Annotated in this window: 28 protein-coding genes; 10 read left to right on the top strand and 18 right to left on the bottom strand. The window is 54.2% G+C overall.

Going from position 1 to position 24,213, the window contains the following annotated elements:
• Positions 1-44 precede the first annotated feature (44 nt).
• A complete protein-coding gene (locus AB1500_07460) occupies positions 45-431 on the top strand; it encodes a hypothetical protein (protein ID MEW6183000.1) in 387 nt (128 codons plus the stop codon).
• Positions 432-446: 15 nt separating this feature from the next.
• On the opposite strand, the gene AB1500_07455 is transcribed toward AB1500_07460, so the two are convergent.
• The 10 genes from AB1500_07455 to AB1500_07410 form a co-directional block, all read right to left on the bottom strand.
• Positions 447-1,154, bottom strand: a complete 708-nt coding sequence (locus AB1500_07455) for an aromatic aminobenezylarsenical efflux permease ArsG family transporter (protein ID MEW6182999.1) — start codon at positions 1,152-1,154, stop codon at positions 447-449.
• 96 nt (positions 1,155-1,250) lie between these two features.
• Entirely contained in the window at positions 1,251-1,865 is a 615-nt protein-coding gene (locus AB1500_07450; GenBank protein MEW6182998.1) for a nitrophenyl compound nitroreductase subunit ArsF family protein, read from the bottom strand.
• Between the two features lie 14 nt (positions 1,866-1,879).
• Positions 1,880-2,116 (bottom strand): thioredoxin family protein, encoded by a 237-nt coding sequence (locus AB1500_07445; protein MEW6182997.1) that lies wholly within the window; start codon positions 2,114-2,116, stop codon positions 1,880-1,882.
• A 316-nt stretch (positions 2,117-2,432) separates the two neighbouring features.
• Positions 2,433-3,596 carry a permease gene (locus AB1500_07440; protein ID MEW6182996.1) on the bottom strand — a complete coding sequence of 388 codons (1,164 nt, stop codon included), beginning with the start codon at positions 3,594-3,596 and terminating at the stop codon, positions 2,433-2,435.
• A gap of 89 nt (positions 3,597-3,685) precedes the next feature.
• Positions 3,686-4,165 carry a putative zinc-binding protein gene (locus tag AB1500_07435; protein MEW6182995.1) on the bottom strand — a complete coding sequence of 160 codons (480 nt, stop codon included), beginning with the start codon at positions 4,163-4,165 and terminating at the stop codon, positions 3,686-3,688.
• 105 nt (positions 4,166-4,270) lie between these two features.
• A complete protein-coding gene (locus AB1500_07430; GenBank protein MEW6182994.1) occupies positions 4,271-4,606 on the bottom strand; it encodes a hypothetical protein in 336 nt (111 codons plus the stop codon).
• Between the two features lie 37 nt (positions 4,607-4,643).
• On the bottom strand, positions 4,644-5,633 hold the full coding sequence (gene arsB, locus AB1500_07425; GenBank protein MEW6182993.1) for an ACR3 family arsenite efflux transporter: 990 nt from the start codon (positions 5,631-5,633) through the stop codon (positions 4,644-4,646).
• A gap of 296 nt (positions 5,634-5,929) precedes the next feature.
• Complete coding sequence (locus AB1500_07420) at positions 5,930-7,000, bottom strand: bile acid:sodium symporter (protein MEW6182992.1); 1,071 nt, start codon at positions 6,998-7,000, stop codon at positions 5,930-5,932.
• Positions 7,001-7,049: 49 nt separating this feature from the next.
• Entirely contained in the window at positions 7,050-7,586 is a 537-nt protein-coding gene (locus AB1500_07415; GenBank protein MEW6182991.1) for a (Fe-S)-binding protein, read from the bottom strand.
• An 84-nt stretch (positions 7,587-7,670) separates the two neighbouring features.
• The gene (locus AB1500_07410) at positions 7,671-8,006 is read right to left on the bottom strand and encodes a metalloregulator ArsR/SmtB family transcription factor (protein MEW6182990.1); all 336 of its coding nucleotides are present in this window, start codon (positions 8,004-8,006) and stop codon (positions 7,671-7,673) included.
• Positions 8,007-8,083: 77 nt separating this feature from the next.
• On the opposite strand from AB1500_07410, the gene AB1500_07405 reads away from it, so the two are divergent.
• From AB1500_07405 to AB1500_07385, 5 genes are all read left to right on the top strand, one after another.
• Positions 8,084-8,164, top strand: coding sequence for a hypothetical protein (locus AB1500_07405; GenBank protein MEW6182989.1), 81 nt, complete (start codon positions 8,084-8,086; stop codon positions 8,162-8,164).
• Between the two features lie 222 nt (positions 8,165-8,386).
• The gene (locus tag AB1500_07400; GenBank protein MEW6182988.1) at positions 8,387-9,016 is read left to right on the top strand and encodes a TetR/AcrR family transcriptional regulator; all 630 of its coding nucleotides are present in this window, start codon (positions 8,387-8,389) and stop codon (positions 9,014-9,016) included.
• A gap of 102 nt (positions 9,017-9,118) precedes the next feature.
• Positions 9,119-11,788 (top strand): PEP/pyruvate-binding domain-containing protein, encoded by a 2,670-nt coding sequence (locus tag AB1500_07395; protein ID MEW6182987.1) that lies wholly within the window; start codon positions 9,119-9,121, stop codon positions 11,786-11,788.
• A 112-nt stretch (positions 11,789-11,900) separates the two neighbouring features.
• Complete coding sequence (locus AB1500_07390) at positions 11,901-12,119, top strand: hypothetical protein (protein ID MEW6182986.1); 219 nt, start codon at positions 11,901-11,903, stop codon at positions 12,117-12,119.
• Positions 12,120-12,403: 284 nt separating this feature from the next.
• Entirely contained in the window at positions 12,404-12,967 is a 564-nt protein-coding gene (locus AB1500_07385; GenBank protein ID MEW6182985.1) for a nitroreductase, read from the top strand.
• Between the two features lie 10 nt (positions 12,968-12,977).
• Here AB1500_07385 and AB1500_07380 read toward each other — a convergent pair whose 3' ends face one another.
• From AB1500_07380 to AB1500_07370, 3 genes are all read right to left on the bottom strand, one after another.
• On the bottom strand, positions 12,978-13,772 hold the full coding sequence (locus AB1500_07380; GenBank protein MEW6182984.1) for a DUF3307 domain-containing protein: 795 nt from the start codon (positions 13,770-13,772) through the stop codon (positions 12,978-12,980).
• A 52-nt stretch (positions 13,773-13,824) separates the two neighbouring features.
• Positions 13,825-14,448: a SatD family protein gene (locus AB1500_07375; protein ID MEW6182983.1), complete on the bottom strand. Its 624-nt coding sequence runs from the start codon at positions 14,446-14,448 to the stop codon at positions 13,825-13,827.
• A gap of 104 nt (positions 14,449-14,552) precedes the next feature.
• Complete coding sequence (locus tag AB1500_07370) at positions 14,553-15,218, bottom strand: RibD family protein (protein ID MEW6182982.1); 666 nt, start codon at positions 15,216-15,218, stop codon at positions 14,553-14,555.
• Between the two features lie 199 nt (positions 15,219-15,417).
• On the opposite strand from AB1500_07370, the gene AB1500_07365 reads away from it, so the two are divergent.
• On the top strand, positions 15,418-16,113 hold the full coding sequence (locus AB1500_07365; protein ID MEW6182981.1) for a type II CAAX endopeptidase family protein: 696 nt from the start codon (positions 15,418-15,420) through the stop codon (positions 16,111-16,113).
• 155 nt (positions 16,114-16,268) lie between these two features.
• Here AB1500_07365 and AB1500_07360 read toward each other — a convergent pair whose 3' ends face one another.
• From AB1500_07360 to AB1500_07350, 3 genes are all read right to left on the bottom strand, one after another.
• Positions 16,269-17,462: an agmatine deiminase family protein gene (locus tag AB1500_07360; protein MEW6182980.1), complete on the bottom strand. Its 1,194-nt coding sequence runs from the start codon at positions 17,460-17,462 to the stop codon at positions 16,269-16,271.
• Between the two features lie 179 nt (positions 17,463-17,641).
• On the bottom strand, positions 17,642-18,316 hold the full coding sequence (locus tag AB1500_07355) for a hypothetical protein (GenBank protein MEW6182979.1): 675 nt from the start codon (positions 18,314-18,316) through the stop codon (positions 17,642-17,644).
• A gap of 1 nt (position 18,317) precedes the next feature.
• Entirely contained in the window at positions 18,318-19,277 is a 960-nt protein-coding gene (locus AB1500_07350) for a D-isomer specific 2-hydroxyacid dehydrogenase family protein (GenBank protein MEW6182978.1), read from the bottom strand.
• Positions 19,278-19,527: 250 nt separating this feature from the next.
• Here AB1500_07350 and AB1500_07345 point away from each other — a divergent pair, with 250 nt between their 5' ends.
• A complete protein-coding gene (locus AB1500_07345; GenBank protein ID MEW6182977.1) occupies positions 19,528-19,860 on the top strand; it encodes an arsenate reductase family protein in 333 nt (110 codons plus the stop codon).
• A 60-nt stretch (positions 19,861-19,920) separates the two neighbouring features.
• Here AB1500_07345 and AB1500_07340 read toward each other — a convergent pair whose 3' ends face one another.
• Complete coding sequence (locus AB1500_07340; protein MEW6182976.1) at positions 19,921-21,480, bottom strand: multicopper oxidase domain-containing protein; 1,560 nt, start codon at positions 21,478-21,480, stop codon at positions 19,921-19,923.
• 110 nt (positions 21,481-21,590) lie between these two features.
• On the opposite strand from AB1500_07340, the gene AB1500_07335 reads away from it, so the two are divergent.
• Entirely contained in the window at positions 21,591-22,580 is a 990-nt protein-coding gene (locus AB1500_07335) for an AraC family transcriptional regulator (protein ID MEW6182975.1), read from the top strand.
• A 111-nt stretch (positions 22,581-22,691) separates the two neighbouring features.
• Here the strand turns inward: AB1500_07335 and AB1500_07330 are convergent, their stop codons facing one another.
• Positions 22,692-23,561 carry a hypothetical protein gene (locus AB1500_07330; GenBank protein MEW6182974.1) on the bottom strand — a complete coding sequence of 290 codons (870 nt, stop codon included), beginning with the start codon at positions 23,559-23,561 and terminating at the stop codon, positions 22,692-22,694.
• A gap of 158 nt (positions 23,562-23,719) precedes the next feature.
• On the opposite strand from AB1500_07330, the gene AB1500_07325 reads away from it, so the two are divergent.
• A complete protein-coding gene (locus AB1500_07325; protein MEW6182973.1) occupies positions 23,720-24,169 on the top strand; it encodes a hypothetical protein in 450 nt (149 codons plus the stop codon).
• Positions 24,170-24,213: the final 44 nt, after the last annotated feature.

Genomic DNA, 24,213 nt, shown 5'->3' with positions numbered 1-24,213 from the left:
AAGAATGGCTTGTCCTAGCGCCGCGAAAAGTAAGGTGAGGTGCAATGCGTCTTGTAATTTTAGTGCTGATAACGGCTGTTTTGGCCACGCTGGCGAATGGGTGCGCCATTGGAAAGTCGAAGCAGTACCCTTTCTGCCGCTCGGACCAAGACATCGAAAAGCATAAGAACGCGATTGTCCGTCTGGTGGGAACTTACCGGCACGTTAATGAGGGGAAGTGCCGGGTGGCGGCGGTGCAGCTCGAAGACGGCAGGATGGTGGTTATCGAGTATCAACCCCCGCTCGAAGAGGTCAAACGGCTCAACAACCACGCCGTCATGCTGACCGGCAGGATCCTGCCGGGATACCCCCGGGACGATACCGGGCGCCGGTATCTCCTGCTCCCGCATCTGGTCGATATAAAGTCCCTGGAGGAACTGAAAGAGGAGTAAAAGGACAGTCAGCTGTTAAAACGTACGTTGAGTCGATAATAAGTGGAATATGTAAACCAGACAGTAATAGATACCGACCACTATGAATATACCGCCGGTTATCCTGCGCACCCACCACTCTATCTGGGTCAGTTGGTTGAAAATCCGGCCTACCAATTGAGCGGCAAAAGCCACCAGGAAAGCAAAAACCACGACCGGTAAAGCGGTGCCGATCCCGTAGAGCGAAGGAAGCAGAACACTGGACCCGTGCTTTACCGAAAGGGGGATGAGGCTTCCGAAGAAAAGCGCCGCAGAAACCGGGCAAAAAGAAAGCGCAAAAACAACTCCGAGAAGCCATGCTCCCCAAATGCCGCTTCGTTCGACACGCTGTTGCACCCTTTCGCTTACTCCGAACCCGCCGAAGTTGAAACGTATCAGTTCCAGAAGAAACATCCCCACTATGATCAGGAGGGGCCCCAACAGTTTGTGCATATATTTCTGGAGAAAGTTGGAGACTTCGGGTATGGACAGAACGCTGGCTACGATAAGGATACCCAACGCCAGGTAGACTGCCATTCTGCCGATCGCGTACAGGAGCCCCGACAGCAAAACCAGTCGTGTGTTTCCCACACGCCTGCCGATGAAAGAAATCGCGGCGATGTTGGTCGCCAACGGGCACGGGCTTATCGAGGTGAGGATACCCAACCATAAAGCAAGCCCTGCATTAAGTAAGAATGCATCCAAAGAATGAATACCCATATTTCCGTCTTTTCCCTTCCGTGTGTTCTGCGTCTCTGTGGTTAGTTTTTCTTGCATTTGACGCAGATCTTGGCGCTCTAACTAAGCGCCTAAAAATGTGCTAACCTCTTCCTGAACGTACTTTTGAAATACGGCCTTATCGTTAAGAAGAGACCAGACTTTCTTAAGGTTTTTCCATCTTGTTTGTTTGCCGTTCTGCATTTCCACAAGGACTACTGACTGCGAGTAGAGCTGGTAGTCTTGGATGAAATGTTCGTTTCCCGGCTCTTCAACGTTTACTACGTGCCATAGCAACTGCCTGTCTTTAATGGCGCCGGTGAAGTCGTCTTCGATGACTTCGCGGGTGTAGTTCTCGATATTAATGCAGGATGAGCACCGGGCGGTAGCGTGAAAGTAGTAGGCGATAACCGTCTTTTGTTCCTTAGCCGCCGGTTCATCTGCGGACGGCTTATCGACTGTCTTACCGGTTGCCGGCTCACCGGCGGTCTCAGGCAAGCGGCTGTCCGCCACATGCCTGTTCCCATGCCCCCAATGATACTCTTCACCGGCAATGCCCACTAGGCTTGCGACAAGAACGATAAGAAGAAACACTTTGACGACTGTGGCGGCTGTTTTTTTCGGAAGCGGCCTTGAGGTCGCCCGGGTATTATTTTGCGCTTGGGCTGTCTGTTTTCCGACTTTCTTCCCGTTTTTCATCGTAAAGGTCCTTTCTATTCCGTCAGCATACGCTTTATCTCCGCCGGCGGCGGCACCCGACCGCTCACCTTGACCTGACCGTCCACCACCAGCGCCGGGGTCAACATCACCCCGTATTTGAGAATCTCGCCGAGATCGGTTACTTTCTTTACCTCCGCCGGCAGGTTGAGTTCCGCCAGCACCCGACGCACTTCCTCTTCCAGCGTCTTGCACTTTGGGCAGCCGGGACCCAGAACTTTGATCTCACGCATGGTTTAACCTCCTTTTACAAATAGCAACTTCTTTCGATGGGCGCGGCGATGAGCAACGCATTACCGCCAACCGAGAGGTGGGAGGCGAGAGGTTAGAGGTGAGATACTTGTGGGAATTCGCTTATAAGCGAATTCCTTCAAGAATCCCACTTCCAATTTCGCACTTCTCACTTCTTAATTGCCCGGTTCGTCTCCACCGGTCTTCCTTGCACTACATTACTTCCTGCCGCGTTTCGCCCGTGTTACGCTACTGTCGCACTTTTTCATGCTTCATGGTGCCGCTACGGCGGCATGTGGGACTCCTTTGCTAATAGGTTTAGAACGCCCCGAAGATCTTTCCCGTCAGGGTGGCCATGATCACCACCAGGGACACGTAGGCAGCCGTTTTCTTCGGTCCAAGGACACTGTTGATCACCAGCATGCTGGGCAGGCTCAGTGCCGGTCCGGCCAGCAGCAGCGCGAGAGCCGGGCCTTTTCCCATCCCCGAGCCGAGAAGTCCCTGAACGATCGGCACTTCCGTAAGGGTGGCGAAGTACATGAAAGCCCCGATCACCGACGCGATGAAGTTTGCGAGAAAGCCGTTTCCGCCGACAGCGCCGGCGATGTACTTCGCGGGTATTATGCCTGTATCGGCGCCGGGACGTCCCATGAGAAAGCCCGCCACCAAAACGCCCGCAAAAAGAAGCGGCAAGATCTTCTTACTGAAGTCCCAGGTGGTGTAAATCCAGCTCTTCAGTTCGTCCCGTTCGAAATATGCCTTGAGCATGCCCGCCAAGACTATAAGCAGAAGTACTACGAGGTACCATTTCGCCAGGTAGATGCCGTGGGCAAGACCGGTTGCCGTCGCGGGTTTTCCCCAGGCGGCGAAGACCAGGATGAGCACCAGCACCGCAAAATACAGGACCGTTTGTCCCAGAGACCGTCTTCCGGCAACTTCTCCCACATCCGTAATCCCTTTTACCCGTTCCTCTTCTTCCCCCCGGAAGAGGAAGGCCATGATAAGACCGATCACCACCGAGAACAAGACCGCTCCCACGGCGCGGGCCAGGCCTATCTGCCAACCGAGGACCTTGGCGGAGAAGATTATCGCCAGCACGTTGATCGCGGGACCGGAGTACAAGAAGGCGATCGCCGGCCCGAGCCCCGCGCCGCGCTTATAGATGCCCATGAAAAGGGGGAGCACGGTGCAGGAACATACGGCGAGGATGCCTCCCGAAACCGCGCCCACCCCGTAAGCCGCCCATTTTGGGCTTTCCGGCCCCAAATACTTAATGACCGCCTGCGAGGACAGAAAATTACTCATCGCTCCCGCGATAAAGAGCGCCGGTACAAGGCAAAAGAGCACGTGCGCCCGGGCGTAGTCGTGGAGCATATAAAACGCTTCAATCAAAGCGCTTCTCAGTCGCGCGTGCTCAATGGGAAGGTAATACGCCGCCACGAATACGCCGACGATTAAAAGGAACTTTTGCCGCTCAGTCATCCGGTTGACCTCCCGTCTTATCGAGACATCCGGCTATACTCCGGTGTATTGCGCGATTGATGAAATTTATCCGATAACACTTATAAGGATTATCCCGTTAACCCGTTATCCGGTTTCATCCCGGAAGCAACCGCTGCCTCTTGTATACCGGCAGTAACAGCGGAAACGACGCGTGCCACCGCTTCGGGATCCGGATCAAGCACGCCGGGGTCTTTTCTTATTCCCAGATCCATTACCTGAAGATAATAGTCCGTTTTGATTCCGGCCTTGTCCATCATCCCTTTGCCACAGGCTACCGAGCAGCCGTCGATTACAGCCACCTTTTGCGCCCGGGCGAGTTTTGAAAGGGTTGCTTTAGCTTCCGCTCCTACGCCGGCAAGGCAGGCGAGGTAACCCACGCCGTTTTTGGCCAGCATTATCCCGGCGGCGTTGGTGATCTGTCCGGTGTTCGATCCGCCGGCACAGGTCAGGATCGCCACCCCCGGCACGGCGGTGTCGGCGCCGTCGGCCGGGATGCTCCCGCAGGTGCAGATAAGGTTTGGTTTCTTGTTTGGGTTTTGCGTAGCCAAGTTTGATTCTCCTTTACACGGTATTATTTTGAATAATTTCTTTAGACCGTTTCAGACATGTGCCGGTATTTCCGTATTAATTCCATGCCTCTTATAGTCTGCTCTTTAAACGGCGAACAGCCCTTCAATCGCCTCCGCTATCGTTTTAAGCGCTATCCCCCCGCAGAACCGCGGTTCGCCGTTAATAGCGGTGATGGGGAGCTTTAACCGGTTCACTATTTCCTTAATCTTAGGATGGTTATTAATCTCACCGCAGTTCACATCGATAAACTCCACCGCGACTCGGTCGCCGAATTTATCCTTCAGGGCTCGACTCAACTCCTCGACCTCGTCTCTCATCGTCTTTACCGGTCTGCATCCAGGGGTGTCCGAGCCGCAACCGGGTGAAACCGGGGCGTTCTCTCCGAAAACAGCGACCATGATTCTCTGTTGTCCCATCATCTAAGGTCCTCCAGCTTTTAGATAAGCCTTTACTACCTTATCCTTGGGGTTCGTGTCCGAAATACCTCCGCCTGAAATACAGGGCCACGTTGACCAGGCTGATCAGCACCGGTACTTCCACCAGTGGGCCGATAACGGTGGCGAAGGCCTGGGCGGAGTGAATGCCGAAGACAGCCACGGCAACGGCGATGGCCAGCTCGAAGTCGTTGCTGGAGGCGGTAAAAGCGATAGTGGTGGTCCTTCCATAGTCTGCCCCGATCCACTTACCGATGAAAAAGGTGACCAGCCACATGAACACAAAGTATATGGTCAGGGGAATAACCACCCGCAACACGTCCAAAGGTAATGTTACAATGACCTCGCCCTTAAGGGAAAACATCACAAGGATGGTGAAAAGCAGGGCGATCAACGTGAGCTTGCTGATCCGGGGAATAAAGTCTTTCTCGTACCAGTCGCGCCCCTGCGACTTCACCAGAACTGCGCGGGTGATATAACCGGCGATGAAGGGGATACCCAGGTAAATGAAGACGCTCTTGGCGATCTCCCCCATGGATACGTTGACCACTACGCCGGACATGCCCAGCCAGGACGGAATAATCGTCAAGAATAGGTAAGCGTAAATCGAATAGGTGAGCACCTGAAAGACGGCGTTAAACGCCACGAGCCCAGTCACGTATTCCGGATTGCCGTCAGCCAGGTCGTTCCACACCAGCACCATGGCGATGCAACGGGCTAAGCCCACCAGGATGACCCCGGTCATCAGTTCCGGTTTGTCCGGAAGAAGCAGCACGGCAAGGACGAACATGACTACCGGTCCCACTATCCAGTTTTGAACCAGTGAAAGGGCCAACAACTTCCCGTCCCTAAAGACAGTAGGCAGTTCCTCGTAACGTACCTTGGCCAGCGGCGGGTACATCATCAAAATAAGGCCGACGGCGATGGGTATATTTGTGGTTCCCACCTGGAACTTGCCCCAGAAACCGGCGATTTGCGGATATATGTAACCAGCACCCAGGCCGACGGCCATCGCCGCAAATATCCATAGGGTCAAGTACCGGTCCAGAAAAGAAAGCCTCCGCGTTACCGGCTGTGCCGCGGGAACGCCTTTGCTGATGCTTTCTTGAGCCGTCTCAATGTCCGGCGGCTCTTCGTCAACGACCAAGGGTTTTTTCTTTTCGATACCGGACACCTTTATACCACCTCCGAATTGTTTGTAATCCGTTTATGGTTATGCCCATGCCGCAAGCGCATCATCAAAGAATGAAAATGGTTTTGGGTAGCTTATCCAGTAAAGTAACTCGATCCGGCGCCTCGGCTTGCCCATTATTTACCTCTTGTTCCGGTCCCGATTTGTTTCACGGGCCGAACATTATCCCCCCTTTTCCCCCCGGTGCCGGATGCGGCTCCCTGCACCGTCTTCACCGTTTGGAGACGGACGGACCAGCGGTAGAACCACGCCATGACCGGTGCCTGAAAAAGAGGGTTTACCGCAAGCATTGCGGCCGTCACCGGACTGAAAAAGTGAACCGCAAGTCCCAGCGCAAGCGATATGTTTTTTCCTGCGACGGCGTTGGTTAAGGCGATAACATCACCCGGTTTGAAGCCTATTCGGCGGGAAGCGGTCATGGCGGCGACCATCTGTAACAGGTAAAATCCCGCCAGCGCCGGCGCCGCCATCAACATACCCGACCAGTCGGAGGTTATCCGGGGCGCGCCGTTGGCGACGGAGATTAAGATGATCCCGAACATGCCTAGCATCGAAAGCGGGGGCAAAAGAGGCCTGATCGCCTGAAAACCGTCCGGTCCCCAGCGCGCCAGTATTAGACGCCGCGTGATGTCCCCCGCCAAAAGCGGCGCAAGAATAACGGCCAGCGTGCCCTTGAGCATGCCTGTTATGTCGATGTGAACCAGGGCTCCTGCCAGCACAAGCATCGTTACCGGAATTGTGAGGATGCTGAGTAGAAGGCTTACCACTACGATTACCAGCGCCAGCGGGACGTTACCCCGTGCAAGACCCGTCCAGCCTACTACCATCCCTGCGCACGGTGTGGCAGCCAGGAGGATGAGACCGGCCGCAAAGTCGGGATATTGTCTCAGGAAAAGCATAGCAAGCGCCCATCCGAGCAGCGGGGAGAGCACAAAGTTGAACACGAAGGAAAAAGAAATCGCCTTAATCTCCCGTGCCGCCTGCGCCACCTTCTCTATCTGAATCCCTACCATCATGGGGTACAACATCAGATAAAGGGTAAAATTAATGTACCGCCTCAAGCTCTGGGCGGTGCCCGGCAGAGTAAAACCGAGCAGTATCCCTCCGGCGATTGATAAAACGATGAACAAGAGCAGTTTCTTTTCAAACCATTTACCTGTTTTTTCTGCCCAAGTTCTTGTATCCAAGCTTACATTTCTCTCCATTCCCGGTTTTGCAGCCTAAATGAAACCAATTTCACCCTACCGGATACCCTCCGGCCAAAAGTAACCGTACCAAATCCTCCCGGGCAGGGCGCTGTTCGGCCTCGGCAAGCGGTGTGCAGTCGGCCAGGATCATATCCTGTTTCAGAAGCCGTGCCGCGAAGGCAAGACAGGTGCGCTCACCGCAGCACCCACAGTTTGTGCGGGGTAACCGCTTCAGCACATCCAACACGGTTACTTCGGAACCGCGGCGGTAGCTGGGCTCTATCTCTGCCCGCCGTTCCCAGGTTTCTCCCAGTAGTAGGCGCAAAGCTTCGACCAGTTGGTGGGCCTCTTCCTCATCCGCGAGGCCGGTGATGCCTATGTTAAGGGGGTAAAGGGTGACACTCTTACCTGACCAAAGGAACCGGAGGAACGGCATTTCAGGATTGTATATACAGTTTCCCAGCTCAGCGTTTAAATACGGCAAAACCTCCCGGATGTCGGTATCTATATCCACAAACGCCCCAACCACCGGCCGGTTTACGGCGCAAATGGGACGTACCATTCTGACGGTATAGCTGCTGAACACCTGCCTCAACTCCCTGCGGTTAAAAAAGATCTCCGAAGTAATCAACAACTGCCGATACCGTAACCCGGTTATCTCCTGTTCTATTCAACTCTTTTGAGCGACCTGATAATCCGTCGTTAGTATGACCAGTTCCGCGATTCTCCGGGAAATGTGTTCCTGCGCCAGGTCACAAAGCGTAAACACTACCGGGTCACGGACCCGATAAATGACCTTTAATCCTTCTTTCCGGCACTCGAGAATACCGACCTGCCGCAGGTGGGCAAGGTGTTTCGACACTACCGGTTGTCCCGCACCGACTGCCGGTATGATTTCGCAGACACACCGTTCTCCTCCGCGCAAGAACTGGATTATGTTAATGCGCAACGGGTGTCCCAGTACCCGAAAAAGTTCGGCTGTGAGTTCCAATCCTTTCTGCGCCATAGACTTTCCTCCTTAAATATATACTCATATTAGCATATAGTTTTAGAAAAAACAATGCTTTAATATGACACGGGCTGGTGATAGACGGTAAGGTCGTTTCTTCCGGCCGCGTGCCGTCAAAACCGGAAATCACCAGGTGGCTCCAGAGCGGCAAGTAAAGGGTGATATTTGTTTGGTTACGGGTAGAAAGCATTGCTGGACCGGTGTTTAACAGTGGATAGAACGATTGGCGGTGGTCCCTTTACGGGGGCTTTTTTTTCGGGGAAATGGATATTGACAAACCGGTAACAAAGGGAGAAAATAGTGACAAATGAGTATCACACATTGTATAATAATATACAAACGTGTAACAATACAATTTGTTCCTTGGGGGTGACGCAATGGATCAAAGGGACATACCGGTTGAAGGCAGGGTGGAGAGGAAGAAGAAGGAAACGCGGCAGAAAATCGTTCAAGTGGCTATGGATTTGTTTCAGCGTCAGGGGTTTATTAATACAACCATGGAGCAGATTGCGGAAGAAGCCGATATCGCCAGGAAAACCCTTTATAACCACTTCCCTGTCAAAGAGGCTATTGTTGACGAATTTGTAAGAGAGATTTCCGAGGGACTGGCTCAAGCGACCTTTGAAGTTTTGCATAACCTGCCTGATACCAGGTCGCGCTTACTGACCGCGCTCGACAAGGCATACGAGTGGGTGGAAATCAATCCGGAGATTACCGGAATATGCCTGGGGTACCGCCTGAAAAACATGTATCGGGGGTCGGAATTCAACGGTGGCGAAACGGGCACTCAGAGTATTGTGGCTGAGATTATCAGGCAGGGACAGCAGTCGGGCGAAATCAGGCAGGATGTACCGGTTAAGCTGATGGTGGTGCTTATCGATATTCTTCGCGGCGCTATTGTCTTGGATTGGTTGAATGATTCGCCCAGTTTCGAACTTCGCAAAGAGATTGCAAAAATAGTGGACCTGTTTCTTTACGGGGCAATTAACAGGGGCGGGAGTCAATAGAATTTAGTAGTCAGTGGTCAGTTATCAGTAGCTAAGTAGTCCACCGGGTACTGAATTCCGGATATGTTGTTCAGTTCACTTCATCAAACAGGGTGTGTTGCAGTGACAAAATCCGTAGTTAAATATTTTTTGACCTGGGGTGAAGCCTTTCAGTCCGGCGTACAGCAGGCCGGCGGCAAGGGCTGGAACCTGGGACGCCTGGCGAGGTACGGCTTTAACATCCCCGTGGGAGGGGTGCTCGCCGTTCAGGCATACGACGAGTTCATCGACAACAACGGGCTGCAGGACGCAATTCTGAACATTTCTAAATCAGTAAGCGCCGGAAACATTGATGAAACATCCAACCAGGACAAGTTAACTCAATTGATGAATAGAATCAAAGAGGGCTCCATACCGCAGCCGATCGTAGAAGAATTAACCTACATGCTGGGCAGCCTGGGTATTGTTGAAAGGCCGCTGGCCGTGAGGTCGTCCGCGTCGGCCGAAGACTCGGCTACGGCATCCTTTGCCGGCGTCCATGAATCGTTTTTGAATGTCCGTGGATTAGGCGATATCCTGGCGGCGGTAAAAGGGTGTTATGCCTCCCTGTGGTCGCCTCGGGCCGTGGCGTACCGCAGAAAACTAAACATAAGCGACAATGAGGTTGCGCCTGCGGTGGTTGTCATGGAAATGGCGGAGGCCCGGTCGGCGGGAGTAGGTTTTACTTGCGACCCCCGGACCGGTCGCAGGGACGTGTTGGTTGTCAACGCCAATTTCGGCCTGGGGGAGTCCGTTGTAACCGGCGCCGTGGAGCCTGACACATATTTGTTGGACGCCGGGGCGTTTACCGCGGCCCCCCGGATAATTGAACGAAAAACCGGGCGGAAGGAAGGCTTGACCCGAACCAAGGAAGACGGGGGAACTGAATTTACGCCGTCCACGGAATTGTCCGCGCGGCAGGTGTTGACCGACAAGGAAGTAGAAAAGCTGGGCCTGGTCCTTTTAAGGGTCTTCGAAGCCCTGGGGGACTGTGAGCGGCACCAGGATGTGGAATGGGCTTTTGACGGCCGGGATTTTGTTCTGGTGCAGGCGAGGCCGGTAACAACCCTGCCCCGAAACACTTTCACCGCCTTGAAGAACCAGCCGGACATCTGGTCCAACGGCAATTACCGAGACGCCGTACCGATGGTCCAGTCTCCTTTGAACCGCCGCTTAATGAAAACTATCATCGACACCATCCATAAAGCTTCTTGTACGGAAATCGGTTATCGGCTGCCGGAGGGCTTAGAGTTTTCCAGGTTTTTCAACGGCCGGCTTTACTGCAATCTATCGGCCCTGCAATGGTTCTTGTTCGATTCCATGGGTGCATTGCCCCGTGACGCAAAAATCTTCTGGGGAGGCCACCAGCCGGAAATTGAGATAAAGGACCCTAAACCTTTTCGCGGTCTTGCCGGTTTGAAACGGATGTGGTACCTGATGAGAGCGGGGTCTTTAGTCGGCAGGCTCACGAAGAACTCCGCCGAAATCCATACTCAAGTATCGCATTCCGTAAAAACCTTGACTGAAAAAGAATTAGCGCGACTGCAAGACAGGGAGTTTATCACTCTGTATGACGAATTGGGCCGGGTTGTCAGCGAATTTGCCAGGAAATTCTGGTTTCTGAGCGGGGCGGCCACAACGCCCGTAGCGTCGTTAATGAGAGTTCTTGTTAAGCATTTCGGGGTCAGGGCCCCCATGCTTTTAAACGCCTTAACGGTCGGCGGAGGTCCGGGCATAACCAGTGCCGACCACGGTTACAGGCTTGTTGAGTTAACCGAGATCGCCCGGCGGGATAATGACGCCGTTCCGTTTCTCAATAGTACGCCCTTCGGCCTTCTTTCGTGGGAGGAAGAGTTGCCCGACAGTTCTCCTTTTAAGCAGGCCTTCCGTGAGTTTCTCGCAGAATTCGGACACCGGGCCGTCTACGAGCTTGACATCATCAATCTCCGGTGGCAGGAGGACCCTTCCTACCTGATGGATATCGTACGCAGCACGCTCTACACCGCCGACCTTGCCAAACTGAAGGCGGAGCAAAGAGAAAAGGTTGAACAGGCCTGGCTCGAAATCAAAGCTAAAGTGCCCTCAAAAAGGCACTCATCGATCAGGAAATGGATCAGGCAGGCCCAGTCCGGAGCCGCGGTGCGGGAAATGACCAAATCGGTGCTGGCCGAAGCAATGGCAGGGTATCGTATAATAGCCCAGGAGTTAGGCTCTCGTTTTTGCGGGCGGGACATCATTGATAAGCAGGGCGACGTTTACTTCTGCACCTGGCCGGAACTGGTTTCGGTTTTGGCCGGTGAATGGGATGGCGCCGGACTTCGGGAACTGATTGCCGCAAGAAAAGCCTTGATGGCCGAAATGGAGTCGATCTCACCGCCCGACATTATTTTGGGGGAGACACCCAAGTTTGCGGAACCTGTTACCCTGACCGCCGGCAATTGCCTGGAAGGGGTGCCGGTTGCCGCCGGCAAAGCCACAGGCGCGGCGCGATTGATCAGACATCCGGGCGAAGGAAGCAAGCTGCAACCGGGAGATGTCTTGGTGGCGCCGTCCACCGACCCGGGCTGGACCCCATTGTTTTTAAAAGCCGGGGCCGTGGTCATGGAGACCGGCGGCTTCTTGTCCCACGGGGCGATTGTGGCCAGGGAATACGGAGTACCCGCGGTGGTGAATATACCGGGTGTCATGGGCCTTATCAAAGAGGGCCGGAGAGTTATGGTCGACGGGGATGAAGGAAAAATATACCTGCAGTGAATAACGCTCATGCATAACAAAGAACGGCGAATCCAAGGAATTGTTGAGACGAGGTTCGACTCCGGTCTTTTTGAGGGATAAGACATCGGATGCAGACAGGAGGTGTGTGCGGGTGGTTAAAGCGGTGTGCATGATCTGCAAAAAGGAGTTTGAGATAACCCGGCACGATTTCCGCTACCACGAGCTTAAGCGCAGCGGCGACCGCGGAGGGTACATCTGCGACCGGTGCAGTTACTCGATTCAGAAGGAATCCATCGCGACATCCGGCATTAATCCGGACGAGGTCGACCGGATGGACCACTTTATCAGGGGAGGCAAGACGATTAAATAAAACCCTTCGCACCGGGGCGAAAACATAACGATTTCTTGCGCTCACATTGGTGGAACCTAAGCCCTGACAGTCGCCTGCCGGGGCTTTTGTATGCCGGCGAAGAAAAACGTGCGGGCCTCGCGCCCCATGAATTAAGGGAAGAGGTTGGTGAAGCGATTGTTTAAGTTTTAGGCGTGCGCTGGAAGGAAAGAATAATCAGACAGTGTATATATAAAAACGGGGATTATGTTTAAATGAGGACGTTTTGCACCGTTATGTAAAACCTTGTTTCGGAGGTGAGGCATGTGGAACTGATTGAAGCTATAATAACACGCAGGAGTGTACGGAAGTATAAGCTCGACCAGATACCGGACCAAACCATCCGGGAGCTGCTTGAAACGGCCGTCTGGGCTCCCAACGGCATGAACCGCCAGCCCTGGGTTTTTGCGGTGGTACAGGACCGGGATTTGCTCCGGCGCATCTCCGAAAAGGCTAAGGGGCGCATGCTGGACAGGGTTAAGAATTCGCCCGCCCTAGGACGCTACAACAATTTAATGGCTGACCCGAACTTTGATGTTTTTTACGGCGCTCCCACCCTCGTTCTGATTTACGGAAGTACCGATGCGATGACTTTTAAATACGACTGCAGTATGGTGGCGCTGACGCTGATGCTGGCGGCCTGGGACAGGGGTATCGGCAGCTGTTGGGTGGGTTTTGCGCAGTATGCCTGCGATACTCCGGGTATTAAGATGGAGCTGGATGTGCCGGAGGAGTACGAGTTGGTGGCGCCGATCATCCTCGGCTATCCGGAACATCCGCCCGGTAAGAACGGGAGGAAGGAACCCCGTATCGTCAGTTGGGTAAAATAAGCGCCGCCGTCTAACGCCAGAGGGCTCTCAGCGCGAACCCCCCGGCGACCGCTGTCAGCGTGCTGATAAGGGTGCCGACCAGGTAGTATTCCGCAAACGCCCGGTCTTCGAGTTGTTTGAACCGCGCTATGGATTTGACCGCCAGGACAAACCCGACCGCGGTAACCGCGTCATACATGATCAGAATGAGGATAACCGCCCTTTCCAGGATACCGATATACCGTCCGGTGCTCGGCGCCGGGCTTTCACTTTTCTCGATGTTCAGGTGATCAAGCTGCATCCTGACGATAACGACCCCCCCGAAAAGGACGTACAGACAAATGACGGCGCTGATGACGCAGTTGCCGGCGCCGTAGCCTAGTGCCGCAAAACAGTCCGGCAACCGCAGAGTGGGGAAGAAAACGGCGTAAAACTCGAAAACGGAAGAGCAGGGTGAGATGGTGAACGCCCTGCTGAAAATAAACCAGAGCAGGTACAGGGCGTAAAGGTGCAGGGCCTGGTCCAGGAAGAGACAGACGGTGTTGGTTGTTCTGCCGGCGCTCGTCCCGGGTGGCCGCTGCAGAACCGGGATAAGGTTCTTCAGATAGTCAATCAGTATGTGAACCAACGCGGCCGCCGCCGAGAAGGCAAGTGCCGGACCGGGACCGTAAACATGGGTGGCGACGAAGGTGCACAGCATCAGCGCCAAACCGTGCTTCAGGTACGCCCCCGGCTTCATTTCCGCCTTCATTGCCGCCAGACGGTCGGTTTGCAGCACGAAATCCGTAAAAACGTGGGCAAGAACGGCCAGCCAGAAAAACGTCACAGCGCACACCCCTGTACTTCACCCCTCACGGGGATATAAACTTTGTTTCACCTTACGCAAGGTTAAAACGGTCCGCGTATAGTTCCAGTTTGGACAGCGTCTTTTCGGCCAGCTTCAACTGATGCCAGTCCGCGGCGTGACAGCGCTTCTGAACGTTTTGCAGCCGGATATGAAGGTTTTTGGACGCCTCTTCATAGGTTCTATACCGTTCGTAGGCCTGCACCGCTTCCCATTGTTTATCCGTCCACCTGTTTTGCCGCGAGTCGATTAGAAGCCAGATGCAGTAAAGGATATCGTCGAGTTGGGCACTGCCGGTCCGGATGCAGGTGGAAGGCTTTTTGTTTCTCTTCTCGTTATCCAGGGCCGACCGGGCGAGATGAAACGCCGGTCCGTCCATGCTCCAGGGATCGGCGTCCACGGGTCCGGCGTTCGCGCCGACGCCGATACCAACCCGCAGTTTCAGCGGGCGGCAGGCGAATCTGAGCTGCCTTATCAACTCCGGCGCCCGGAGCCAACCACTTAACACGCCCTGAATCTCATCGCCCCGCGACAGGCTGAAACGGCTCAGCAGCATGGGGTGCCGCAGTTCGCTCAGTTTTTGCGTCAAGGATCGCTTGTAGTCGCCGGCGTTCTTTGATTCGATTACGTCGGCCGTTATCACGGTAATCCTCTGCATTTATTCACCCTCCAGGAGGTGAGATGGGGGTTTTCACCGTTATTAAGGTGAATTCGCCGTTTCGAGTGTTTCTCCTTTTTTTAATTCGCACGGCGGTAAAAACACTATCGCGTGACGTTGTACCGCAGCCAGACGACACCGCCAGGCATTTCCTCAACACCGGTTAATCGAAGCTGCAGCACCCCTTCCGGCGAGTTGAGATCGGGCGCCCGGAACATGGAACGCGGTGTCATGCCCCCCACAAGACTTGGATGGATAAGAACGCTGACCTCGTCCACCAGGCCTGCGCGGAGCATAACGCCGTTAAGCGTGCCCCCGCTGTCCACGCGGACGGTCTCGACCCCGTACCGCGCGCGGAGTTCCGCCAGTGCCGCCCGCAAATCCGCCTGATCGTCGCCTGTGATGACGTGCTCTATGCGTCTCCGGCGAAGATAATCCAAATAGCTCGCGGGCGTAGAACGGGAGCATAAGACCACCACGCTCCTCCAGTAAGGCTGCTTTCGCCAGTAGTCCCAGTTCTTTACCCGCCCCCGGCTGTCCGGAACAACGAGCAGCGGCCGGCGGTCTCCCGGATCCTCCTGCGGCTCGAACGCTCCTTCCTTTTCCTCGGGCGCTTCCTGTACGGCGCTCAATAACGTACCGCTTCCCGCCAGGGTTGCGTCTTCCCGCCAGCGCGACGCCAGTTCGTAGAACCGGCCGATGTCGGGTGTGAACCAGTCTATGCGACCGTCGACGCTTACTGCATTGAATACAATAACACGCGGCAACATTCCATAAGCCTCCTTTAATTCGTAGAAAAACCCTCGTCTTCAGGGACTTTTCCAGCTTACATTTCCAAAACCGTCCTGTCAATCGTATAGAGCATAACAGATGCGGCACAAAGCACTTGCCCTTCTTTTTCTCACGGGATATAATGCGGACAATTCAATTATTAATGCGCTTTCTGCAGCGCAGACTGGTCGGGATCTAATGGAGTTAAAGCAGTCTGAACAATTTCCTGTCGTTCCGTGGACGATCCGGGACATCTGGCTGGGGATGGCCTGTCTGGTGTTATTGATGGTCGGCGCTTCCTTGACCGTCGTGCTGAGCGTTGGACTGAATTCAGGCTTGCTGCTCGGTCTAATGGAACTGTCATTATTGGTGCCGGTGGGGTATTTCGCCTTGTGGAAATACAAGGGCGGATGGGGATCGCTGGGCCTAGGCGGGTTTACGGGGCGGGCGGTCGGACTGGGGTACGGCCTGTTCTTGCTTTCGTACGTTTTTAACGTTGTTTACAGCCTGCTTTTATCCCACTTTCACCTGAGAATGCAGACGAGTTTGGCCCCGCTTTTCAGCGGGTTTTCATTCCCCTGGTGGCTGTTGGTTGTGGGCGTCGTGGTGGCCCCGGTGGTGGAGGAGATCTTCTTCAGGGGATTCGTTTTCGGCGGAATGCGCAAAAAATACGGCTGGCGGAAGGCGGCTCTGATCAGTTCCGCGTTCTTTGCCGTAATCCACCTGGAATGGACAGCTTTTCTCCCTATTTTTATCCTGGGCTGCTTTTTCGCGTACCTCTATCACCGCAGCAACTCGATCTGGCCGGCCATCCTGGTGCACGCCTCGACAAACGCCTGGGCGATGGGGGCGGCGTACTGGGCCGCCAAGACGGGGATTCCCGGATTGAAGTAATAGTAAAACTGCATCACTTCTCATTGCGCTCCGTGTAAGTTACAATACTGCTTCTAAGTTCAAGCTTACGGGTCCATATTTTCGTGCTGAGTGGTGCCGCGAATGCGGCATGGGCAACTCCCCTCGTAAATGATTGACCTCTCACATCCCACTTCTCAACCCGCCGGCATGTGCTGCGTTATGCAGTGGATCCCGCCGCCCCACCGGTTAACGTTTTCCGCGTCGATGCCGACGATATCGCGTCCGGGGAACACCTCCCGGAAGGTATCCTTCACCTGCTCCTCCACAGTTTTCAGCGCGTCCGGACGCCCCGGTTTCCAGAAATCCTGGAACAGCACCGCCCCGTTGGTGACGGCGTAGTTGATATAGCTGCGCACGGGTTTATCGCCCGAACCGCTTGCCTCCCCGTACAGCGTGGGCGGCATCGGGATCCTGATGATCTTGAACGGCTTTCCGTCCTGGTCGGTCGAGTCGCGCAGTATCCCGTAGTTCTCTTCAAGGCGCCTGTATGATTCTTGTGAGATGGCGCTGGCATCCCTGTCATCCGGCAGGACCTGCGCCAGCAGGATCGTACTAGGATTTGCAAAACGGGCCACTTCATTAATATGCCCGCTTGTTATCCGGTCGTCCTCGGCAAGACCTTTTTTGAGCCATATCACTTTCTTTATCCCGAGGACCCTTTTGTACTCGTCTTCGATCTGCTTTTTGCTCATCCCCGGGTTGCGTGCGAGCGCGACCGATTCGGTAACCATCAGCGTGCCCCTGCCGTTTGACTCTATCGCGCCGCCCTCGGAGACCAGCTTCGAGTCGACCACCGGTAGCCCGAGCAGTTGGGCGGTCCGCCTGTCCACCCGGCTTTCCACGTCGATATAGTCCGGGTCGCCGTCCCTGCTGTAGTTGTTGAAACCGAAATCCACCACGTTGAGCTTACCCTTTTCGTTTTTGACGAAGATCGGCCCGACATCCCTGGCCCAGATGGACAGATGGTCGACGATGTAATAGTGGACGTTGTCCCCGGAGAGGCCGCTTTGTTTCAGCAGATTCTTAATCTCCGCCGTTTCTTCCTCGCTCCGCGACAGGAGGTTGACCCTTGTATAAGGAGCAAGCCCCTTTACGACACTTACCATGACCGGGTTGACCGGGTCGCTGCCGGCGTTGTAGACTTCCGACGGCCACTGCATCCAGACGGCCTGCTGCTTTTCGAACTCCCCCGGAAACACGTAGGAATGGTCATCCTTTACGTTCGGAGAGCCCGGTTTCTTCAACGGCTTCTGGCTGCAGGCGGCGGCGGTCAGAATTATTAGCAGGCACGCGGAAGCGAGAATAACGATTGAACGTCGGTTTTTCATGCTGTCCTCTCGTGTTTTTAAAGGTATCATTCCCGCCTTTTAAATTATTAAAACAGCGGGCGGACCGGACCCGACATGCCCGGCGCGGCATCGACGGTCAAGAATCACGCTGCAGGTTTCCCGGGGCGGAATGTGAGGATTCTGAAGTACGAATAGAGGGCGGGATCCGCCCGGCGGTTTTAAGGATGGCTTGGACCAAGTATTTCACGGAGGTAATGCATGAACATGAAAAACGCGGCGTTAAAGAAAGAAAGCATGGCGCCGACTTCAAACAGCTCTTCGATAAACTGCTCCAACCGCTGGATATCGATACTGTAACCGTAGTAAGAGAACGAGTCCATCAGAACCGCCGCAACCGAAAATGCGGCTGCGGCGAGAAACCACCGGAAGGCGCTTTGCCTGCGGCGAAAGAGGCGGATTATCTTAACGCCGAATATCAGTCCGATGACCAGAACTAACAGCAGTATAAAATCCCCGTAATCCGTCCAGAAGAATAGGGGGACCTTCAGCTTTGCCGGCGCAAGTATCCCGTCGCGCAGCCGTTCGTGAACAGCCAGCCTTTCGTCCAAAGACAGGAGTATAAAACCCAGACCGAAAAGACCCCAGAGCTTAAAGCCGGCGGAATCATTCCGCAGGTAACAAAGCAGGGCGCAGAGAAACCCGGTCAGGGCGACCGTGTACAGCAGCAGGCTTTCCATCCAGCCCATGGGCGATAGTTCCGGCAAGATTAACTCCCACCAGCGCGGCCACCGGGAAAGCGCCAGCACGCAGGTAAAAAGCGTAGTGCCGCACAGGAGAGCGGCGGCTGCGAACCTTTCTATCTTACGGAAACGCTCTTCTTCGGGCTTGTCCATTTCAACCTTCCGGGTTGAGAACGTTAATCGGACTGTCTACGGCCAAAGCGATAATGTTATCGGCCCACCGGCTTGTTCCCCTGGCGATCGCTTCTCTTGAGTACCAGGCGGTGTGCCCGGTCTGGAGCACCCGGCCGTAGTCCCTGATCTCCCCAAGCAAAGAATCTTCCAGGGTTTCGTCCACGGCATACCCGACAAGACGTCCGTCGTTAATCGCCTTAATCAGCGCGGGCGTATCCGCCAACGCGGGCCTTCCCGCGTTGATGACGCAGGCGCCTTTTTTGATAAGCCTGATATTTTCCCGCGTCAGAATGGGGGGCTCCCCGTATCTTCTCGACGCGGACAAGGAAATCACGTCGCAGCTCCGCAGCAGTTCGGACAGGGGAAGGTAACTCGCTCCCGTTACGCTTTTTCTTTCCAGGTCGTAATAGTACACCTCCATGCCGAAAGCGACCGCCAGCTTGGCCACCCTTTGTCCTATGCGCCCCAGACCGATGATGCCCAGCTTTTTCCCGCGCAGTTCCCAGCCGCAGAGGGAGACGCCTTCCGGCACGAGCCCCCTTACACGGTCGTGACTCAGGTGGACGCGGCGGCTCATCGCCAGCATTAAGCCCATGACGTGCTCCGCCACGCTTACCGCAGCCCAGTCCGGCAGGTAGCTGAGGGGCACTCCGCGGGCGGCAAGGTGATAGTGGTCGACCCAGTCGTAACCGGTGGCGTATATCGCCAACCCCTTCAGTGCGGGCAGTTCGCCTAAAATGTCCGCGCCCAGTTCTTTGACGCTGCGCCTGGTAACCGCAACGATGTCGGCGTCTCTGCAAAGCCGGATGAATTCCTCTTTCGACAGGGGATTTAGGCGGGCGTGAAAGACTGCGTCCGAAGCAAGCCTGAGCCTTTTAACCTGGTCAGGCGGAAAACTCTGTTCCCCTCTGGCGCAAATGATTACGGCCCGGTACGGCAAATTTTTTGCTCCTTCTGCAACTTATATTGATTTACCCGTTCTTTTCAATATATAATGCCGAAATTCGGAGAACAAGAAGAAATGAATCCCACGGCGCGGGAACGGCGGACGTTTAAAAGCGTACGCCGCAGGGACGAGGCCGGCCCGGCATTGCCATAACGCAAAAATCTTAAACAAACCGTAATCCCGGAGCTGAACTCTGATAAAATAAAACTTTAAGGAGTTCAACGTTAAATAACGGAGCGGCAACGTGAACATCCAGATATTCGGCACAAAAAAATGCCGGGACACCAGGAAGGCCGAGCGGTATTTCAAGGAAAGGGCCATCCCCTATCATTTTGTGGACCTGACAATACGCGGCCTCAGTAAGGGCGAGTTGGACAGGGTCAAGGCGTTGGTGGGCCTGGAAAACCTCATCGACACGGCGGGAAAGGAATACGCCGGACGCAACCTGAGGTATATCGTCCACGACGTGGAAGAGGCGCTGCTGGCGCACCCGCTGCTGTTCAAAACCCCGATTGTGCGAAACGGGCCCAAAGCCACGGTCGGCTACCGCCCGGAGATCTGGCGCGGCTGGAGTTGAGGCGATCCCGGGAAAAACCGAAAGGGAGCACCTTTTAGGAAAAAAGTGCTCCCTGATATTTTAAGGATTCGACTTAGGTGGGCAGAGATTAGGAGACTCCGTTATCACGGGAGGATCCGATTTATAATTCGAACCGGGAAAATCGGTTTCGATGAAGATCAACTGGCCGCCCGGGTAAACACCGTTGTTCGTAACCTTATAATCATCATGGTTGTGAGCTATATAGAACTGCGGGAAGAAGAAGTTATCGGCGACGTCAGAACCGTAGTTCCATGGCACCCAGTTGTAGGGCGGAATGAAATTGCCCTGGCCCAAACTGCTTTGCAGGACAATATTAACCCACAGGTCGGTTGCGCCGGGGAACGGTCCCATAAAGGTCCCCACCGCCTTAGCCTGCGCTGTAGCGGTGGCAACCTGTTCCTTCAGGGACGGGAAGCCGGCTTTGCCGCAAAAAATGTAATTGCCGTAAATGGGGCGTTTATCATCAGCGGTATAGAGGACGTCATAGCTTTCGCCGGAACCGACCAGGGTGGTGAAATTCATTTCATGAGCTGGATTCCTCATATCGGCCACCCTAGGGTGTGTATCTTTGCCTACTACCAGTCCCATCCACCCATGTGTGTGGAAAGGAACCGGCTGGTAGCTAAGGTTGCTTAAACGGAGCAGAAATTTATCCGGAAGTTTAGATCTTGCCGGGTTTCCGGTAGAAACCTTTACGTAAGTTTCGTACCCTGCGGGGATATTGTAACCGAAATCGGGTACAAGGGCTGCGGGCAGGGTGGTCGGCAGTAAAGTGTCCGGAAACGCGCGGCCGTTAATCAGCCACCAATCGGGCTTATAATTCACCGGATTGAAATCGGTTTGCTCAAACACCGCCCTGTGCCACGTGGAATCGATATCTGATAATAATATTACCCAATCGCTGTCATAAAATGTATTTATATCATTGTACGCAAAATTACGGTTTGTGGCTGTTCGGGGGATTATTTTTTGCAACTTTTTCAAATAAAACCAGCGGCCGGAATGGGGGTCCTTCGTGATTCCCGCGGCGGCAAGGCTCTTGAATGACGGGTAAACAATCAACGCGCCGTACATACCCATTTGCACATGTTCGGAGGCCTCCTGATGGCAGTGATAGAAATAAGTGCCGGGGTGCTCGGGTTTAAAGAAATGAGTAATTGAGATGGCGGGCGAGCCCGGCGGTGTCACAGGTACGCCGAATGATGTTTCGGGAACGCCGTCCAATTGTGTTGCTATGTGGGCGCCGTGAATGTGTACGGTATGGACGTCAAGTATCGGAGGACTGGTAAGATATAATCCGAGGTTGGTAAGCGTGATGTAAAGCTCGTCACCTAAGTCAATGTCTATCTTCGGCGAGGGGATTACCGCGGTCCCTCTCAGCGCGTCCAGATTGCCGGGCACCGTTGTGTCAAACTCCGGATTGACCATTACCTCAGGCCCTGTGGGGATGCCGGCGTCGTTTATCCGCTGGGTTTTAAAAAGTCCGCCGACAAAGCCGAAGATGTACACTTTTTCACGGGGTGAGGTTCCTGTGGGATCGGTGGGCAGGTAAATGAAACCGTCTGTGGCGAACAGATTATAGAAAAGTCTTTGTGGCACCAGATTTCACCTCACAATCAATTAATTACTAATGTATGTTCATAGGAAAATAGTGTTACAATTAGGTATTGCAGGTATAAACGCTTTACTTTTCGGATGGTGCGATAAGAATGAGTGATTTTGAATCTTCCCGTGAATACCTGCTGGAAGATTACCGTGCGCGGATCAACCGGGTGATCGATTACATCGAGTCGAACGTCGGGAGCGACCTGACGCTCGACAAGCTTGCGTCGGTGGCGAACTTCTCCAAGTTTCACTTTCACCGTATTTTCTTCTCTTTTGTCGAGGAGACGCTTTTCCGCTTCATTCAACGTATCCGGGTCGAGAAAGCCGCGTTCCTGCTCCTTGCCGATCCGGGAAAATCGGTAACGGAGATCGCTTACGAGTGCGGTTTTGAGAATCCGTCGTCTTTCGCCAGGAGTTTTAAGAATCACTTCGGCGTGTCCGCCACCGACTGGCGGAAGACCAAACCGGGACCGGGCGGCAATCCCGGCAAAACGGAAAGCAATCAGCGGCAAGCGCACGGCAACCGCCGTCAAGCAACCGCCCCGCCCTCCATGTATGCTGAGTATACCGGCAAATCACAAATATGGAGGGTGGTTGTTATGAACAACGAAACTCGTACGGTGGAAGTGAAGGAGCTTCCGGAAACAACAGTAGCCTACGTGAGGTATGTAGGACCGTACAAAGGGGACGTCCAGTTGTTCGACAGGCTGTTCGGGAAGCTCTGCGGCTGGGCGGGGGCGCGGAACCTTTTAAACCGGGAGACCAAAGCGATAATCATCTATCACGACAACCCGGAAATCACCGAAGAGAACAAACTCCGCATGAGCGTCTGTGTCACGGTGCCCGAAGGCACCCCCGTGGACGGTGAGATAGGGAAGATGGCGATACCCGGGGGACGGTACGCTCTTGCCAGGTTCGAACTGGCGGGGGACGAGTTTCAGGAGGCCTGGAACTGGGTGTACGGGACCTGGCTGCCGTCGAGCGGTTATATTCCGGACGACCGCCCGTGTTTCGAGCTGTACCACGGGGACTGCAACAGCAACCCTAACGGCAAGTTCATCCTGGACATCTGCGTTCCCGTGAAACCGCGGTGAACCCGAGCATCTTCCGAAGCAAACCGTGAACTAAAAAAACGGGCGGCTCTTGCTAGAGCCGCTTGTTTGTTTACATTGGCTTTTCAGCTGAGGATGGTTCACCGGGTTTCCTCAGGCCGCGGCAGCGGCGCGCGCCTGCCGGCGGCGGAACAGCAGGACCACAACCCAGCCGAACAGGAAGTTGGAAGAAGACACCTCGACAAGGTGGGCCAGCCGGATTCTATCGGGCATTATTTCCGTCGGAATGAGGAGCAGCGAACCCATCAGGACAGAGAAGAGCAGGGACACCGCCAGCCCGGCCTCCCACCAGCGGCCTTTCATCATCCGGATCACCGGCAGGGCGAGAGCAATCCATATCAGTCCCCGCAACCCCTGGAAGGGGATTATCCACCAGGGCGTCTCAAGGCCGGCGTAATACTCCTGAAACGCTTCCCCCGCCAGGGGCATGAAGACCAGCGCGCCGAACGAGATGTAAACGGCTATATAGATGACAGCCGCCAGCAGCAGCTTCCAAGCCCATTCCGCCGGGGGCATGACCAACCGCCCATTGGGTTCGGAAGCCGGTTCCGTTCCCTTCTTCCTGCGCCAGAACAAGACGATCATCGGCGCAAAAAGGGCGGCGACGACAGCCCCTTGAGCGAACAGTTTGGGGAGCATTTCCGCGGGTATGATGTCGACCAGGTATTTGAGGAAAACCACGCTTTCAATCTGGGACAGGAACGTGGATATGCCGTAATAGACGACAAACACCGTCACCGCCAGCCGCCAGCCCGACCATCTCGATCGTATGACCGCGTAACTGAGCACAAGCGTGACCAAAACCGCTTGAACCACCGCCATCACCGCCGCACCGTCCGCGTCGGCGTCTTTCGCCGCTCCGGCAAGGCCGGTCAGCTTGGCCGCCAGCGAGTTGAACATCACAAAGTGGAACGAAAGAATGGCTGTCTTCATCACAAATACGGTCGCGGCTTTCGTGGTCATTTGTATTCCTCGCCCAATCAGCATTGTGTGTTTCTTGAGACGGGACAGGTTTATTATAACCTTAATCAGCTCGTTGGGGAATAACCGTGACGGTCACCTTTTAAGATGTCTTTTTACGGGCATTCTAAAGAGAATAAACTATTTTGAGGTGATAGGCTATGGATTTAAGCGACCGGATGGCTAGAGGTTTTATTGCAGGCGTATTTGCCGGTGCTATTCAAGACGCTGTCGACTATTTGTCTTATGCGCTTAACATCAACGATTTAAGGTATATCGATTGGGTAGCTATAATTATCTTTAATCATAAACCAACAAGTATTTCAGAGACTGCCCTGGCTGCAGGAGGCGAGTTGTTTTTCTCCGGTATTCTGGGAGTCGTCTTTGCTTACCTGATTCCAAAGGTGACCAGCAAAAACTTCCTTTTCAAAGGATGGGTGTATGGGGTTTTAGTCTGGTTTGCCTTATATAGCATTATGGAGTTGTTTAAGGTTAAGGGTTTAACAGCTATAAATGTAAGTTCCGCGGCATCCGATGTAGTTACATCTTCAATCTACGGTCTGTTACTCGCTGTTTCTTTAATTTGGCTTGATAAAAAAGTCAGGGTTTAAGATAATCCTGCCAAAGAAGCAGCGGGGGCACACTTAAGCCCCAA

It is taken from the genome of Bacillota bacterium, from assembly GCA_040755295.1.
Classification (GTDB): Bacteria; Bacillota; Desulfotomaculia; order Desulfotomaculales; family Ammonificaceae; genus SURF-55.
This window is presented reverse-complemented; position numbering and strand designations above follow the sequence as displayed.